This window comes from Klebsiella sp. F11 (assembly GCF_056712265.1).
In genome coordinates this window covers 3,868,495-3,884,878 of the sequence record NZ_CM160060.1, presented here as the reverse complement: position 1 = coordinate 3,884,878, position 16,384 = coordinate 3,868,495, and the positions used below count along the sequence as shown (strand labels likewise).

The following is a 16,384-nucleotide window of genomic DNA, read 5'->3' as shown; positions in this document are numbered from 1 at the left end:
TCATCCGCCCGCCAGCCTGCGCTGATTTTTCTCCCGCAGCTTTTTGGCCTGGCTTTCCAGAATCAGATAGCCCACCGTGGCGATAGCCAGCGGCAGGAAGTAATAGAGCAGGCGGTACGCGAGCAGGGCGGCAATCACCGCTCCCCGGGAGATTGGTTCCGCTGAGAGCATCGCGATAAACACCGCCTCCAGCACGCCAATACCGGCGGGGATATGCACGACCACCCCGACGATGCTGCTCACCAGCAGCGCGCCGAGCACCAGGAAATAGCTGACCTCCTGGCCCAGCAGCAGCCAGATAATAACCCCCATCACCAGCCAGTTGGCGCCGGAAAGCGCGGCCTGCAGCAGCGCGAACCGCCACGAGGGAAGCACCAGCCGCTGCCCCTTTATCGTCAGGTGGCGGCGCCTGGCGAACGCGCAGGCCCACAGGTAGAGGGCCGAAACCAGCAGCATTACGATGCCGATGATGCGCAGCGACTCCTCGCTGATATACCAGCGCGCGGGAAGCCGCACCAGACCGGCGCTGAAAACCACCCCGCCGAGCACCACGTAACCCAGCCAGTTGGTGGTAATGCTCAGCGAAAAGATGCGGGTAATGGTTCCGCCGCGCAGGCCGAGGCGGGAATAAAGACGATAGCGCATCCCAATCCCGCCGATCCAGGTGCTGAGGGTCAGGTTGAAGGCGTAGCAGATAAACGACACCAGTATCACCTGGCGCTTAGCCAGCCGGTGCCCGCAGTAGGCGCGCCCGAGCAGGTCATAACAGCCGTAAATCAGATAGCTGACGATAACCAGGCCAAAGGCGCCAAGCCGCGCCGTGCGGTTGTAGCCGCGAATCACTTTCCACACTTCCGGCCAGTCTATTTTTTGCGCATAGACCACCAGCAGTATGGCAACGGCGATAAAAAAGAGTCCGCTGAGGATGCGTTTGGCCAGCCGCCAGCGAGGGTGAGATTTAGCCATCAGGATTTTACCTCCGGGCTCTGCGCCGACGTCCGGTCCTGGGTTTCTATCTCCGGCTGCGCCGGCGGTTTGACCTGCGCCATCTTCGGCGTATGGGCGGGCAGCCAGCCTACCCACGCCGGGAAGTGGCGCAGGAAGTGGAACGCCAGCACGCTGCGGCCCAGATTCCACCAGCTGCGTTTGGGTAGCATGGAGCGGTCTACCTGCCTGCAGTCCTGCTGGATCAGCGTATTAAGATTATCGCGCAGAGTCTGGTTGAAATCGCGGTCGTGAACGATCAGGTTGGCCTCGAGGTTTAATGACAGGCTCAGCGGGTCGAGGTTGCTGGAGCCGACAGTGGCCCAGTGGTCGTCCGCGAGGGCGACTTTGCCGTGCAGCGGGCGGCGGCGATACTCAAAAATTTGCACGCCGCCCTTCACCAGATAGTTGTAGAGCAGGCGTGCGCCAACCTTGACGATGGGAATATCGGGTTCGCCCTGCACGATAAGCTTCACCCGCACGCCGCGCCGGGCGGCGCTGCGCATGGCGTGCAACAGCCGGTAGCCGGGGAAGAAGTAGGCGTTGGCGATAATGACCTCCCGGCGCGCGTTGGCCAGCATTTTCAGATAGTGGCGCTCAATATCGTCCCGATGATCGGTATTATCCCGCCAGACGAACAGCGCCTGCGCTTCGCCGGGATGCTGGTTAACCTCCGGCTGATGGCGACGCCGCCGCCAGCGACGGCGTCCGTCTTCGCGGGCGGGCAGGTTTTGCTGCACAAATTGCGCAATATCCAGCACCACCGGCCCCTCCACCTGCACGGCATAGTCCTGCTTCGCCTCCGGGCCGTAGCTGGTCATATGCTCCGCGGAGTAGTTAATGCCGCCGACAAACGCCGTAGCGTCATCGACGACGACAATTTTACGGTGCATGCGCCGAAACAGGTTGGTGCGCATCCCCAGCAGGCGCGGACGCGGGTCGTAGTAGCGAAATATCACCCCCGCTGAGATGAGTTCGTTAACGAAGCCATCGCTGAGGTCAGGGGAGCCGTAGCCGTCGAGCAGCACCTCCACCTCGACGCCGCGGCGCGCGGCCTTCAGCAGCACCGCGTGGAGCTGCCAGCCCACGTCATCCTCGAACCAGATGAAGGTTTCAAGGGTCACCTTACTCCGGGCGCGGTCGATGGCGCGAAACAGCGCCGGATAGTAGCTATCGCCGTTCTCCAGAAGCTGGATCCGGTTTCCATTTTGCCAGCTGCATTTCACAGATGAAGCTCCACGCTGAGCGGGGCGTGATCGGAAAGATGACGCCATTGCTGAAGATCCAGCGCCCGCGGCTGACCGGCGTGGACGTTTTTGATATAGATGCGGTCAAGGCGCAGCATCGGAAAGCGCGCCGGGAAGGTGCGTGCCGGGCGGCCGCGGGCGCGGGTGAAGATCTCCTCCAGCCCGGCCAGCGCCCTGAGCGGACGGTTGGCCTGCTGGCGCCAGTCGTTAAAATCGCCCGCCACCACCACCGGCTCCCCCTCGGGCAGGCGGTTAACCCGCTCCGCCAGCATCGCCAGCTGGGCTCGCCGCTGGCCCGCGCTGAGGCCTAAATGGGCGCAGATCAGATGCAGATTGATGCCGCTTTCCGGCGCCACGATCCGACAGTAGAGCAGGCCGCGCTTTTCGCTCTCGCCGACGGAAATATCGAGATTCTCATAATATTCAATGGGGAATCGGGAGAGCACGGCGTTGCCGTGGTGTCCCTGCGGGTAGACCGCGTTGCGCCCGTAGGCGTAATCGCTCCACATCGCATCGGCCAGATACTCATAATGGGTGGTGTCCGGCCAGTCTTCGATATGCAGCGGGTGAATCTCATGCGCGCCCATCACCTCCTGGAGGCAAACAATGTCGGCACCGATGCTGCGTACCGCGTCACGGAGTTCGGGCAGAATGAAGCGCCGATTAAACGTCGTAAAGCCTTTATGGGTGTTAATTGTCAGCACGTTTACTGAGAATAAAGGGTTTTTCTCGGCCATATTTCTCCGGTTAACATCTCTTTCCTGAATGAAATAGTGTAGTAGCTGTCACAAAAAGATGCGGTGATACGGAATTTTCCGTAAAGTGCGGTACTCTGAGCTACAGATAAAGATCCTTCAGGAGAGAAGCCATGAAGTGGCAACAACGTGTACGCGTCGCAACTGGCCTCAGTTGCTGGCAGATTATGTTGCATCTACTGGTCGTGGCAGTACTGGTGATGGGTTGGATGAGCGGCGCGCTGGTGCGCGTCGGATTAGGGCTGTGCGTGCTGTACGGCGTGACGCTGCTGTCGATGCTGTTTTTACAGCGTCACCACGAAGAGCGCTGGCGCGATGTCGGTGATTTCCTTGAGGAGCTCACCACCACCTGGTACTTTGGCGTGGCGGTTATCGTACTGTGGCTGCTGTCGCGGGTGCTGCACAATAACCTGCTGCTGGCGCTCGCCGGACTGGTTATTCTGGCCGGTCCGGCGGTGGTATCGCTGCTGGCGAAAGATAAAAACCGCTACTCTAAGTTTGGGCTGCATCAGGGCGGCAGCGCCGCGAACCCGCCAAAGCATAGATAATAGCGATGCTTCGGCGGGCAAAGAAAGGACAAGCCAACGCCGAGGCAGCCTGAGCAATGGCGGGATCCCCTAAAGCGTTCGGGTTGCATCAAGGCGGCGACGCAGCGAATCCCCGGGAGCATAGATAGCTATGTGACCGGGGGGAGTGACAAATCTGCCGGGAGCAGATTTGAACGCTGCCAGCAGCGGCCCCGAAGGGGTGAGGCCCAGGATGGGCCGAGTAATCAAGCCAACGCCGAGGCAGCCTGAACGATGACGGGGATCAGGCGATCTTTCTGCGGAACATCGCATACGCCGCTGACCCCGTAGTGGCCGCTATGACCAGCAGCGGCCACAAGCTTCCCCACACGATTTCCAGACTCGCGTCCTTCAAATAGATCTGCTTGGTAATATCGGTAAAATGACGAATGGGGTTTATCCACGTCACCTCCTGCAGCCATTGCGGCATGTTTTCTACCGGTGAAACGTAGCCGGAGAGCAGGATTGCCGGCATCATAAAGACAAATACGCCAATAAACGCCTGCTGCTGGGTCGAGCACAGCGACGAAATCAGCAGGCCGAACCCCACCAGCGAAAGCCCGTAAATCAGCATCGTAAAGTAAAACAGCAGCAGCGAGCCGGCGAAGGGGATCTGATAGGCCCAGATCCCGACCCCCAGCACGATGCTGGCCTGCAGGGTGGCAACGATTAGCGCCGGTATCGCTTTGCCGACGAAAATTTGCCAGGTCGCCAGCGGCGAGACCAGCAGCTGATCGAGGGTTCCCTGTTCGCGCTCGCGGGCCACCGATAGCGAAGTGACGATCATCACCCCGATAGTGGTGATCATGGCGATCAGCGACGGCACCACGAACCATTTATAGTCGAGGTTGGGGTTATACCAGTTGCGTACGATCAGCTCGCTGTTGTTGGGCTTCGCTTTCCCCTCCAGCAGCTCCTGCTGATACTCTTTGACGATCTGCTGCAGGTAGTTGGCGGCGATTTGCGCGCTGTTTGAGTTGCGGCCGTCCAGCAGCAGCTGGAGCGGGGCGGTCCGATAGCTATCGAGGTTGCGCGAGAAATCCGCCGGGAAGCGGATCAGCAGCAGCGCCTTCTGTTCATCAATAGTGGGCTGGATCTCCTGCGGGCTTTTGAGGATCAGGATATGGGTGAACGCGCTGGCGCGGGCAAAACGCTGCGTCAGCTCAACCGCGTGCCTGCCATTATCTTCGTTATAGATAGCGATGGTGGCGTTGGTTACCTCGAGGGTCGCGGCGAAGGGGAACAGCAGCACCTGAATCAGCACCGGCATAATCAAAATCGCCCGCGTCTGCGGCTCGCGCAGCAGCGACTGTAGTTCTTTGCGAATCAACGTCCATAAGCGATGAAACATCTTCAGCTCTCTCTTTACGCTGCCCCCGGATAGCGACCGTAGGGGGAGTGGCTAATGCCCTTAATCTAAGCGCCGTTTGGTTTTCAGCCACGTCAGGCCGATAAACATCGCCGCCGAGGCGATGAGAAACATCAGGTTTACCAGCAGCACCACCGGAATATTGCCCGCCAGAAACAGGCTTTGCAGGGTGCTGACAAAATAGCGCGCCGGGATAACGTAGGTCACCGCGCGGATTATCGCCGGCATGCTGTCGATCTGGAAAATAAACCCGGACAGCATAATCGACGGCAGAAAGGCGGCGTTGAGCGCCACCTGGGCGGCGTTAAACTGGTTGCGGGTAATGGTCGAAATCAGCAGTCCCATCCCGAGGGTGCTGAGCAAAAACAGGCTGGTGATGAAAAACAGAATCACCAGCGAGCTGCGGTAGGGCACGTTGAGAATAAACACCGCCACCAGCATGCACAGCAGCATCGCCAGCATGCCGAGAAAATAGTAGGGGATCAGCTTACACAGCAGCAGCTCGACGCGGGTAATTTCGGTGGAGAGCAGCGCCTCCATAGTGCCGCGTTCCCACTCGCGGGCGATAACCAGCGAGGTGAGAATCGCCCCGATCACCGTCATAATGATGGTGATCGCGCCGGGAATAATAAAATGCTGGCTGATCGCCGCCGGGTTAAACCAGTAGCGGGTCTGCACGTCAATCAGCGGCTCGAAGGTTTCACCGCGATCCTCCGCCCGCTGCTGCTGCCAGATCTGCCAGATACCTTCGATATAGCCCTGGGCAAAGTTGGCGGTATTGGGCTCGCTGCCGTCGGTAATGAGCTGAATGGGGGCGTCGTCGCCGGGGCGAGCCATCTTCTTGTCAAAATCCACCGGAATGGTCACCAGCGCGCGGATCCGCCCGGCCTGCATAAGCTGAATCAGCTGTTGGCGGTTATCGCTGATGGTGGCGTCGATATAGGGCGAGCCGGTCAGGGTATGGACGAAATCCAGCGCCTCTTCGCTCTGCTGCTCCAGCAGCACGCCGACCCGCAGCCGGCTGGAATCGAGGTTGATGCCGTAGCCAAAGATAAACAGCAGCATCAGCGGGATGACTACCGCAATCAGCCAGCTGCTGGGATCGCGCACGATCTGCCGCGTCTCCTTGACGCACAGGGCGTGCACGCGCCGCCATGACAGCATTTTAGCGCTCACTGCTATTCTCCTTATCCCAGTCGTGAATCAGGGTGATAAACGCCTGCTCCATGGTGGGGTCCGGCTGCTCATCGTTGGCCGCCAGCGCCTTTAGCGCATCCGGCGTGCCGCTGGCGATAAGCTTGCCGCGATAGACCAGGCCGATCCGGTCGCAGTATTCGGCCTCGTCCATAAAGTGGGTGGTGACCATCACCGTCACGCCTTTATCCACCATGCTATTGATATGCAGCCAGAATTCGCGGCGGGTGAGGGGGTCGACGCCGGAGGTGGGCTCATCGAGAAACAGGATATCCGGCTCGTGCATCAGCGAGCAGGCCAGGGCCAGCCGCTGCTTGTAGCCCAGCGGCAGCTCGTCGGCGGCGTGGCCGGCAATTTCCTTTAGGCCGAAGGCTTCGCTCATGCGCTCGATTTTCTCGTTCTGCGCCCGGCCGCGCAGGCCGTAAACCCCGGAGAAGAAGCGCAGGTTCTGCTCTACGCTCAGGTTGCCGTACAGCGAGAACTTCTGCGCCATATAGCCGAGATGCTGACGCGCCTTGCCGGAGCTGAGCTTCAGATCCATACCCAGTACCAGCGCCTTGCCGGAGGAGGGCACCAGCAGGCCGCACATCATTTTAAAGGTGGTCGATTTGCCCGCGCCGTTGGGGCCGAGGAGGCCGAAGATTTCGCCGCGCTGCACCTTGAAATCAACGTGGTCGGTGGCGGCGAAATCGCCGAATTTTTTGGTTAAGCTTTGCGCTTCGATCACCGTTTCATCGTGGGAGCCTTCGACACGATGAATAATCGCCCCCAGCGGCGATTCTGCGGTGCCGGCGCCGCCCAGCAGGTCGATAAACGCATCCTCAAAGCGCGGCGCGGTTTCGGCGATCTCCAGCGGCGGCAGGTTGGCGTGATTGCGCACCTCATCAATGCTGGCCTCCTTCCTGAGGATCAGACGTACCGATTTGCCCTGAATCACGCCGTCGCTGATTTGCGGCAGCTTCAGCGCCCGCTGCAGAAGGCGGCGGTTGTTCTCTTCGCGGCTGGAGACCAAAAAGCTGCGGCCGGCCATCGTTTGGGTCAGGGAACGGGGCTCTCCCTGATACAGCAGCTGGCCTTCGTTCATCAGCAGTACCTCGCGGCACTGCTCCGCTTCATCAAGATACGAGGTGCTCCAGAGGATCAGCATCCCGTCCCCCGCCAGCTCGTGGACCATTTGCCACAGCTCGCGGCGCGAAATGGGATCCACGCCGACGCCCGGTTCGTCGAGCAGCAGCACCTTCGGTTCGCCCACTAACGTACAGGCCAGCCCCAGCTTCTGCTTCATACCGCCGGAGAGCTTACCGGCCAGCCGCCCGGTGAAGGGGCCGAGGGAGGTAAACTCGAGCAGGCGGTCGAAAATCTTGCGCCGCGCTTCGCCGGTCACGCTGCGCAGATCGGCATACAGCGTCAGATTCTCCATAACCGTCAGGTCTTCATACAGGCCGAACTTTTGCGGCATATAGCCGAGCACCGCGTGCAGGGCGCTATCGTCGGCAATCGGATCGAAGCCGATCACCCTGGCGCTGCCGCTATCCGCCTTGAGCAGCCCGGCGAGCATGCGCATCAGGGTGGTTTTCCCCGCGCCGTCGGGGCCGACCAGCCCGGTAACGTAGCCGGAGCGCACGGTGCAGCTCAGCGGGGCGACGGCGGGCCGCGTCATGCTGGCGAAGCTGCGGCTCAGCCCGTCAAGGGTGATGAGCTCCTCACTCATGTTCGTTTCCGCTGCTGAAGGCGATGGTGACCGGCATCCCCTGGCGCAGGGCGTCGTCGGCGTCGGTCACCACGATACGCAGGCGGTAGACCAGGTCGGTTCGCAGGTCCGGCGTTTCTACGGTCTTCGGCGTAAATTCAGCCGTGGGCGAGACGAAGCCAATCCTGCCGTGCCACGGTTGATTGGGGCGGCTATCGGTATACAGCAGCACTTCACGTCCGGGCCGCGCGTTGCCGAGGTTTTTCTCATCAATGTAGGCGCGAACCCATACCGGACGGGTTAACGATAGCGTCATAACCGTCGCCCCGGCGCTGAGCATGCTGCCCGGCTCAACGGCGCGGGTCATCAGCGTGCCGTCGGAAGGGGCGGCCAGCGTGGTATCGTGCAGATCGAGCTTCGCCTGCGCTAAGGCGGCCTGCGCCTGTTCAAGGCTGGCTTTGGCCTGGGCTATCTCCTGCGGACGGTTGCCCGCGCGATACTGGCGTAGCTTATCCTGCGCCGATTTCAGCGTGGCCTGGGCCTGGTCGCGGGCGGAGCGCGCGTTGTCGAGATCGTTGACGGAAATGGCGCTGCTTTTGCGCAGCCCCAGCTGGCGCTGGTAGAAGTTCTGCGCGTATTCATAGGCGGCCTGCGCCTGGTTGACCGCCGCCGCGGCCTGGGCAACCTCTTCCGCCCGGTAGCCGGCCATCATCAGGTCGTACTGCGCCTGGGCGGTTGAGACGTTGGCCTGCGCCTGCTGCAGCGCGTTTTCGTAAGGGGCGCGGTCGAGCTGGCCCAGGGTTTGCCCGGCCTTGATAGCATCGCCCTCATCCACGCTTAGCGAGGCCAGCCGCCCGCCGACGCGAAAGCTCATATTTACGGTACGAATATCGACGTTGCCATACAGGGTCAGTCCCTTCTGCTGGCTGCTTTGATACCACCACCAGCCGCCGCCTGTAGCAACGATCAGCAGCAGCATCACCAGGACGACGATGAGCGGTTTTTTCATGATCCCAAACTCCTTTGCGATAACCCTTGCAGAACGAAATCGATATGGCAGGCAATAACCTGATAAATTTGCTCGGTTTTTTCGGTATCAAACTGCGTCCATCCGGTGCGCAGCAAAATGGTCTCTCGCCCGAGGCGAAAGGCGAGGATCTCCCCCAGCAGGGCGTGGGTATGCAGGATCATTCGCGTGTCGTCAGCCTCGAGTCCGGTAAAGGCGGCGATTAAGCGCGTCAGATAGCGGTGCAGCGGAGCGATAACCTGGTCATGGATCAGCTGGTACGCCGGGGTGGGCGACAGCTGCTCCCGGGAAATAAATTTGCTCAGGTTCACCGTGTCATCCTGGGTCAGCAGCAGGATCATATTGCGGCAGGCGCCGAGGATCAGCGCCCGCATGGCCTCTTTATCCGGGTGCGGCTCGGCAAGCAGCCGCTCCGCCGCTTCGGCGTGGGGGCGAAAGTTGTGGCCGATAAAGTCGGCTATCCACTGCGCGCAGGCGAGATAGAGATCGTCTTTTGAGCCGAAATAGTAGGGGATTGCGGCGATATTTTGCCCGGCGAGAGCGGCAATATCGCGGGTGGTGGCATGCAGGCCATATTCGCCAAACTGGGCGATGGCGGCGCTAATCAACTGGCTTTTTGCCTGTTCGCCTTTGCTGGTCGCGGGAGTGGTATTCATCGCACCTGAAAAAATTAATCAATCGATTGATTAAGAGTATGACCAATTCACGAAACTGTCCACAATGGTGAAGACTCTTTTGCTGGTCGATCGGCCGAGATTGATTTCGCAGAAAAAACCCGCGGGGATATTTTATGCGATACGTCACAAAACCTGCTAGACTGCGCCCCTTCATGGCATTGTGGTTTTTGCCATCTCTTTCGCAATAATCTCCCCGAAAACTACGCCTGTATAAGGCCGGGGCGGTTTGGAGTTGTTATGTCTTTTGATTCCCTTGGCCTGAGTCCTGAAATCCTACGCGCTGTTGCCGAACAGGGTTATGTTGAGCCAACCCCCATTCAGCAGCAGGCGATCCCTGCGGTGTTGCAGGGGCGCGATCTGATGGCCAGCGCCCAGACCGGCACCGGCAAAACGGCGGGCTTTACTCTGCCGCTGCTGCAGCATCTGATCCAGCAGGAACCGCACGCGAAGGGCCGTCGCCCGGTGCGCGCGCTGATCCTCACCCCAACCCGTGAGCTGGCCGCTCAGATTGGCGAAAACGTCCGCGACTACAGCAAGTATCTGAACGTTCGCTCGCTGGTGGTGTTCGGCGGGGTGAGCATTAACCCGCAGATGATGAAGCTGCGCAGCGGCGTCGATATCCTGGTGGCAACGCCGGGTCGTCTGCTGGATTTGGAACATCAGAACGCCGTCAGCCTGGATAAGGTTGAAGTGCTGGTGCTGGATGAAGCCGACCGGATGCTGGATATGGGCTTTATCCATGATATTCGCCGCGTGCTGGCGAAGCTGCCGGCGAAGCGCCAGAACCTGCTGTTCTCGGCAACCTTCTCCGACGAGATTAAATCGCTGGCGGAAAAGCTGCTGCATAACCCGCTGGAAATCGAAGTTGCCCGCCGCAACACGGCCTCCGAGCAGGTAAGCCAGTACGTGCATTTCGTCGATAAGAAGCGCAAGCGCGAGCTGCTGTCGCAGATGATCGGCGAAGGCAACTGGCAGCAGGTGCTGGTCTTTACCCGCACCAAGCATGGCGCCAACCACCTGGCGGAACAGCTGAACAAAGACGGCATTCGCAGCGCCGCTATCCACGGCAACAAAAGCCAGGGCGCGCGTACCCGCGCGTTAGCTGATTTTAAATCCGGCGGCATTCGCGTACTGGTGGCGACCGATATTGCCGCCCGCGGCCTTGATATCGAAGAGCTGCCGCACGTGGTGAACTACGAGCTGCCGAACGTGCCGGAAGATTATGTCCACCGTATCGGTCGTACCGGACGTGCAGCCGCGACCGGCGAAGCGCTGTCGCTGGTCTGCGTTGATGAGCATAAGCTGCTGCACGACATCGAGCGTCTGCTGAAAAAAGAGATCCCGCGCATTAGCGTGGCCGGCTATGAGCCGGATCCGTCCATCAAAGCGGAGCCGATTCAGAACGGTCGCCAGCAGCGCGGCGGCGGTCGCGGTCAGGGCCAGGGACGCGGCGGCCAGAGTCAGGGGCGCGGCGGTCAGAGCCAGGGTCGCGGTCAGCACTCTTCGCCGCGCCGCAGCGAAGGTGACGCGCCGAAAGCGCGCACTCAGGACGGCAAACCTCAGCGTCGTCGCTCGCGCAAGCCGGCGGCCGCTGAGTAACCGCACTTTCGCAAACCTGCTATCCCTGCGGCAGCCCGGCGCTGCCCGCGGGTACAGGTTTGACTCTCCGGGCGGGTTTTCCCGCCCGGAACTCCCCGCCTGACGCTAAACCTCGAGCACGATCCCCGTTTGCTCAGAAAGAAATTCCTCCAGTCAGGCAAAAAGTGTCACAATAGTGGCTGTTTATACAGTGTTCAGGTTTTCTCATGGCTTTGACCACTGCGCTAAAAACGCAAATCGCCGCCTGGTATAAGGCGCTCCAGGAACAGATTCCGGACTTTATTCCCCGTACTCCGCAGCGGCAGATGATTGCTGACGTGGCGAAAACGCTTGCCGGGGAAGAGGGAAGGCACCTGGCGATTGAGGCGCCGACCGGCGTCGGGAAAACCCTGTCGTACCTGATCCCCGGTATCGCCATTGCCCGCGAAGAGCAAAAAACGCTGGTGGTCAGTACCGCCAACGTTGCGCTGCAGGACCAGATCTTCAGCAAAGACCTGCCGCTGCTGCGTAAAATTATTCCCGATCTGCGCTTCACCGCCGCCTTCGGCCGCGGGCGCTACGTTTGCCCGCGTAACCTCAACGCGCTGGCCAGCACTGAGCCAACGCAGCAGGACCTGCTGGCGTTTCTTGACGACGATCTCACGCCGAATAATCAGGCGGAGCAGAAGCTGTGCGCCACGCTGAAGGGCGATCTTGATAGCTACAGATGGGACGGCCTGCGCGATCATAGCGACAAGGCCATCGATGACGCGCTGTGGAGCCGCCTGAGCACCGATAAGGCAAGCTGCCTGAACCGCAACTGCCACTACTATCGCGAATGTCCGTTCTTCGTCGCCCGGCGGGAGATACAGGAGGCCGAAGTGGTGGTGGCCAACCACGCGCTGGTGATGGCGGCAATGGAGAGCGAAGCGGTGCTGCCGGAGCCGAAAAACCTGCTGCTGGTGCTCGACGAGGGTCACCATCTGCCCGACGTCGCCCGGGATGCGCTGGAGATGAGCGCCGAAATTACCGCCGCCTGGTATCGGCTCCAGCTCGATCTCTTCACCCGCCTGGTGGCGACCTGCATGGAGCAGTTTCGCCCCAAAACGACGCCGCCTCTGGCGAACCCCGAGCGGCTGAACGCCCACTGCGAGGAGCTGGCCGAGCTCATCTCCTCGCTGAATAATATTCTGAATCTCTACATGCCCGCCGGTCAGGAAGCCGAGCACCGTTTCCCGATGGGGGAACTGCCGCAGGAGGTGATGGATATCTGCCAGCGGCTGGCCAAGCTGACCGAGACGCTGCGCGGCCTGGCGGAGCTGTTTCTGAACGATCTTAGCGAAAAAACCGGCAGCCATGACGTGGTCCGCCTGCACCGGGTGCTGCTGCAAATGAACCGCGCGCTGGGCATGTTTGAAAGCCAGAGCAAGCTGTGGCGGCTGGCGTCGCTGGCGCAGTCATCCGGCGCGCCGGTCACTAAATGGGCCTCCCGCGTTCTGCGCGACGGCCAGGCGCATATCTGGTTCCACTGCGTCGGCATTCGCGTCAGCGAACAGCTGGAAAGGCTGCTGTGGCGCAGCGTGCCGCATATTATCGTCACCTCCGCCACCCTGCGCTCGCTGAACAGCTTTTCTCGCCTGCAGGAAATGAGCGGTCTTAAGGAGAAGGCCGGCGATCGCTTTGTCGCCCTGGATTCCCCCTTCAACCACGTCGAGCAGGGCAAAATTATCATCCCGCAGATGCGCTATGAGCCGGTCATCGACAACGAAGAGCAGCATATTGCCGAAATGGCGGCCTGCTTTCGCGAGCACGTCGAGAGCAAAAAGCACCTCGGGATGCTGGTGCTGTTCGCCAGCGGGCGGGCGATGCAGCGTTTTCTCGAGCACGTCACCGATCTGCGCCTGATGCTGCTGGTGCAGGGCGATAAGCCCCGCTATCGGCTGGTGGAGCTGCATCGTAAAAAGGTGGAGAGCGGCGAGCGTAGCGTGCTGGTCGGGCTGCAGTCGTTTGCCGAGGGGCTGGACCTCAAGGGCGAGCTGCTGAGCCAGGTGCATATTCACAAAATTGCCTTTCCGCCGATCGACAGCCCGGTGGTGATCACCGAAGGCGAGTGGCTTAAAAGCCTGAACCGCTACCCCTTCGAAGTGCAAAGCCTGCCGAGCGCCTCTTTCAACCTGATTCAGCAGGTCGGCCGCCTGATCCGCAGCCACGCCTGCTGGGGAGAGGTGGTGATTTACGATAAGCGTTTGTTGACCAAAAATTACGGCAAGCGTTTACTGAATGCATTACCCGTGTTTCCGATAGAGCAGCCTGCCGTCCCGGAGGTTATAGTAAAAAGTAAAACAAAACAGACGCGTCGCAAACGTCGCTAGCGGCGCAGGTCGGCAATGTGAACAGCACGACTCGTCCTCCTTCACGCCGGCGGTGACGGGTTGTCGCAATAATACGGCGGCAATCTGCGTATCGCGTGAAGCAGGGCGGATAAGAGGAATCTTCGATGGATTACACCAAGATCGTTAAAGAAGTCGGACGGGGGAAAAATCACGCCCGCGACCTGGATGCGGAGACCGCCCGCGCGCTGTACGCGCGGATGCTTAGCGGCGAGGTTGCGGAGCTTGAGCTCGGCGCGATCCTGATTGCCCTGCGCATTAAGGGTGAAGGCGAAGCGGAGATGAAGGGCTTCTACGAAGCGATGCAGCAGCAAACTCTGCGCCTGACGCCGCCGGTAGCGCGGCCGATGCCGATTGTGATCCCAAGCTATAACGGCGCGCGTAAGCAGGCCAACCTGACGCCGCTGCTCGCCGTCCTGCTGCATCAGCTCGGCTTCCCGGTGCTGGTGCACGGCGTCAGCCACGATCCGACCCGGGTGCTGACGGAGACGATTTTTGAGCTGATGGGGATCCCGATTACGCAGCACGCCGGCCAGGCCCAGGCGCGTCTGGACGGTCACGAGCCGGTCTACGTCCCCGTTGGCGTTCTCTGCCCACCGCTGGAGAAGCAGCTGGCCCTGCGCTGGCGGCTGGGCGTACGCAACAGCGCGCATACCCTGGCCAAGCTGGCGACGCCGTTTGCGGAAGATGCGGCCCTGCGGCTGTCGAGCGTGTCGCATCCGGAATACATCGGCAGGGTGGCAAAATTCTTTAGTGAAACCGGGGGGCGGGCGCTGCTGATGCACGGCACCGAAGGCGAAGTCTATGCCAACCCGCAGCGCTGTCCGCAAATTAGCCTGATTGACGAGAGCGGAACGCGGGCGCTATACGAGCGGCAGAATGATGCCCCGACGCAGGCGACGTCGCTGCCGGAGTCAAAAGATCCGGCGGTGACCGCGCGCTGGATTGAGCGCTGCGCGGCGGGGCTTGAGCCGCTACCGCAGGCGCTGCGAATTCAGCTGGCGTGCTGCCTGCTGGCGACCGGAGAGGCTGGGTCCCTGGACGAGGGGCTGGCTAAGGTGGCGCAACGCTGGTAGCGCGGGGCGCTCACTCGCAGCCGGAATCAGCGAGGAGCGCGGGGGAATAGGTAACGGAACGTTCCTCCTGGCCGAGGATATACAGAGCTGCTCGCGTGCCAGGGCGGCGCAAAACCACCGCCTGAAGGCGTAACCCGGCCTCGAAAAAAAGCCAAAAAAAAGCCCGTCCGGTGGCACGGACGGGCAAAAGGGTATTAAAGGGTATTTCAGGGGTAATACAGTGGCATTACAGGGTCGGGCGGCGATTATTTATAGATAACCGCGGTACCGCTAACTTTGTTGTTGGTGTTAGCGGAGGTGATGCTGTAACCCGTTGCGCCAGCGGCATCCGCTTTAGCAGCAAGTTTGGCTTCCAGGCCATCCAGAGTCGTTGCGCCTTCCGCAGAAACGACGCCGATTTTATTCATGCTTTCCGCCTGAGACGGGGTTACCGACTGAGCGGCGAAAGCGCCAAAGGACAGAGCGGACAGGGCGATAGCAGCGGCAGCATATTTGATGGTTTTCATAGTTAATTTCTCGCAGGTTATTCTGTTAAGGTGACGATGTTCCGTCGATGTGATAAGTATCACGTTTTTTTGCGAGATATAAAATCGAAGGTAATTAACAGTCTCAATCGAATTTTTTGAATGATTATTAATTTATTGATTATTAATAAATTATTTATGAGAAACGAGGCGTCGGCTTTTGCAAAGAGGCTCGGCGGGCTTTCAGGGCACATTTTGCCACTTTATTCGCCAAAAAACGTGCGCGAAAAGATAACGCGATCTGTGGTAATGAACGGTAAAGGAAGGTCAGCGTAGCTGGCTATCCTTGGAGCCGCGCCGATTATATCCTGAAAATGTATTGTTATGTAAATCTTTATCCTGCTGGCATTTCACGCAGTATCTGACCCCCGGGATCGCCTTACGCCGGGCCTCCGGAATCGGCTCTCCGCATTCATCACAAAATTTGTGGCTCTCGCCGGACGGTAGCTCGCTTCGCGCCCGCGCCACCGCGTCGTCAATGGTGCTGTCGATCTGCTGCTGCACCGCGTCATCATTTGCCCACCCTGATGCCATACTGCACCTCCTCGCTATTGTTACTGTCAGTATAGAGAAGATGGGGGTAAAAATGGGCCAGGCAAGGATCAGATTTCCGACCAGTCCCGCAGCAGGTTGTGGTACAGGTTAAGCAGCGATAGCACTTCATCGCTCTCGCCGTGGCGGCTTTTCAGGGTCTGAATATTGCGGTCCAGCTCGAACAGCATGCCGCGGCGTTTGTCATCGCGGATCATGGACTGGATCCACAGGAAAGAGGCCACGCGCACGCCCCGGGTAACCGGCGTCACGCAGTGCAGGCTGCTCGACGGGTAGAGCACCAGGTCGCCCGCCGGCAGCTTGACAGAATGCTGGCCATAGGTGTCGTTGACCACCAGCTCGCCGCCTTCATAACTCTCCGGCTCGCTCAGAAACAGAGTGGCGGAAAGGTCGGTGCGCATCCAGCCGCCCTGGGCCTGACTGCGGACCGCGCCGTCAACGTGAAAACCGTAGGTTTCGCTCTGCTGATAGCGGTTAAACAGCGGGCTGGAGAGGCTTTTGGGCAGCGCCGCGGCGAAGAACAGCGAGCTGCGGTTGAGCGCCGCAACGACCCTGTTCTGCAGTTCACCGTACAGCGGGCTGCGGGTATCGACCTGCTGATTCTTTTTCACCTGCGCGCCCTGATCGCCGGTGGTGGCGCGTCCGTCCACCCACTCGGCCTGCTGCAGCTGCGCGCGAAAATCGTCAACTTCCTGTGGGCTGAGAACGGCAGGGATATGGTACATCATCGGTGTTTCTCCTGAGAAAACGGGGCG

At 60.1% G+C, this 16,384-nt stretch carries 15 protein-coding genes; 4 read left to right on the top strand and 11 right to left on the bottom strand.

Annotated elements, in window-relative coordinates:
* From AC1M2H_RS19205 to AC1M2H_RS19195, 3 genes are read right to left on the bottom strand one after another with little or no spacing between them, the layout of a single operon-like run.
* Positions 1-966: a lysylphosphatidylglycerol synthase domain-containing protein gene (locus AC1M2H_RS19205; protein WP_480148632.1), complete on the bottom strand. Its 966-nt coding sequence runs from the start codon at positions 964-966 to the stop codon at positions 1-3.
* A complete protein-coding gene (clsB, locus tag AC1M2H_RS19200; protein WP_480148631.1) occupies positions 966-2,210 on the bottom strand; it encodes a cardiolipin synthase ClsB in 1,245 nt (414 codons plus the stop codon). The genes AC1M2H_RS19205 and clsB overlap by 1 nt, the downstream gene beginning before the upstream one ends.
* Positions 2,207-2,968 (bottom strand): endonuclease/exonuclease/phosphatase family protein, encoded by a 762-nt coding sequence (locus AC1M2H_RS19195; RefSeq protein ID WP_480148630.1) that lies wholly within the window; start codon positions 2,966-2,968, stop codon positions 2,207-2,209. Before AC1M2H_RS19195 ends, clsB begins: the two co-directional genes overlap by 4 nt.
* A 131-nt stretch (positions 2,969-3,099) precedes the next feature.
* Here AC1M2H_RS19195 and AC1M2H_RS19190 point away from each other — a divergent pair, with 131 nt between their 5' ends.
* Positions 3,100-3,534: a YbhQ family protein gene (locus AC1M2H_RS19190; protein ID WP_426815371.1), complete on the top strand. Its 435-nt coding sequence runs from the start codon at positions 3,100-3,102 to the stop codon at positions 3,532-3,534.
* A 262-nt stretch (positions 3,535-3,796) separates the two neighbouring features.
* Here AC1M2H_RS19190 and AC1M2H_RS19185 read toward each other — a convergent pair whose 3' ends face one another.
* The 5 genes from AC1M2H_RS19185 to cecR are packed head-to-tail and all read right to left on the bottom strand — an operon-like array spanning position 3,797 to position 9,488.
* On the bottom strand, positions 3,797-4,903 hold the full coding sequence (locus tag AC1M2H_RS19185) for an ABC transporter permease (protein WP_480148629.1): 1,107 nt from the start codon (positions 4,901-4,903) through the stop codon (positions 3,797-3,799).
* A 60-nt stretch (positions 4,904-4,963) separates the two neighbouring features.
* A complete protein-coding gene (locus AC1M2H_RS19180) occupies positions 4,964-6,085 on the bottom strand; it encodes an ABC transporter permease (protein WP_480151988.1) in 1,122 nt (373 codons plus the stop codon).
* A 1-nt stretch (position 6,086) separates the two neighbouring features.
* On the bottom strand, positions 6,087-7,826 hold the full coding sequence (locus AC1M2H_RS19175) for an ATP-binding cassette domain-containing protein (protein ID WP_480148628.1): 1,740 nt from the start codon (positions 7,824-7,826) through the stop codon (positions 6,087-6,089).
* Entirely contained in the window at positions 7,819-8,814 is a 996-nt protein-coding gene (hlyD, locus tag AC1M2H_RS19170) for a secretion protein HlyD (RefSeq protein WP_480148627.1), read from the bottom strand. The genes AC1M2H_RS19175 and hlyD overlap by 8 nt, the downstream gene beginning before the upstream one ends.
* Complete coding sequence (gene cecR, locus AC1M2H_RS19165; protein WP_480148626.1) at positions 8,811-9,488, bottom strand: transcriptional regulator CecR; 678 nt, start codon at positions 9,486-9,488, stop codon at positions 8,811-8,813. Before cecR ends, hlyD begins: the two co-directional genes overlap by 4 nt.
* Before the next feature lie 258 nt (positions 9,489-9,746).
* Here cecR and rhlE point away from each other — a divergent pair, with 258 nt between their 5' ends.
* The 3 genes from rhlE to ybiB all read left to right on the top strand — a co-directional run bounded on the left by rhlE (position 9,747) and on the right by ybiB (position 14,553).
* Complete coding sequence (gene rhlE / locus AC1M2H_RS19160) at positions 9,747-11,108, top strand: ATP-dependent RNA helicase RhlE (RefSeq protein ID WP_480148625.1); 1,362 nt, start codon at positions 9,747-9,749, stop codon at positions 11,106-11,108.
* A 206-nt stretch (positions 11,109-11,314) separates the two neighbouring features.
* The gene (gene dinG / locus AC1M2H_RS19155) at positions 11,315-13,459 is read left to right on the top strand and encodes an ATP-dependent DNA helicase DinG (RefSeq protein ID WP_480148624.1); all 2,145 of its coding nucleotides are present in this window, start codon (positions 11,315-11,317) and stop codon (positions 13,457-13,459) included.
* 125 nt (positions 13,460-13,584) lie between these two features.
* Positions 13,585-14,553 carry a DNA-binding protein YbiB gene (ybiB, locus tag AC1M2H_RS19150; RefSeq protein WP_480148623.1) on the top strand — a complete coding sequence of 323 codons (969 nt, stop codon included), beginning with the start codon at positions 13,585-13,587 and terminating at the stop codon, positions 14,551-14,553.
* A gap of 245 nt (positions 14,554-14,798) precedes the next feature.
* Here the strand turns inward: ybiB and ybiJ are convergent, their stop codons facing one another.
* The 3 genes from ybiJ to ybiX all read right to left on the bottom strand — a co-directional run bounded on the left by ybiJ (position 14,799) and on the right by ybiX (position 16,357).
* The gene (gene ybiJ, locus AC1M2H_RS19145; RefSeq protein WP_095095340.1) at positions 14,799-15,059 is read right to left on the bottom strand and encodes a DUF1471 family protein YbiJ; all 261 of its coding nucleotides are present in this window, start codon (positions 15,057-15,059) and stop codon (positions 14,799-14,801) included.
* Positions 15,060-15,344: 285 nt separating this feature from the next.
* Positions 15,345-15,611: a DksA/TraR family C4-type zinc finger protein gene (locus tag AC1M2H_RS19140; protein ID WP_480148622.1), complete on the bottom strand. Its 267-nt coding sequence runs from the start codon at positions 15,609-15,611 to the stop codon at positions 15,345-15,347.
* Between the two features lie 68 nt (positions 15,612-15,679).
* Positions 15,680-16,357, bottom strand: coding sequence for a PKHD-type hydroxylase YbiX (ybiX, locus tag AC1M2H_RS19135; protein WP_480148621.1), 678 nt, complete (start codon positions 16,355-16,357; stop codon positions 15,680-15,682).
* Positions 16,358-16,384: the final 27 nt, after the last annotated feature.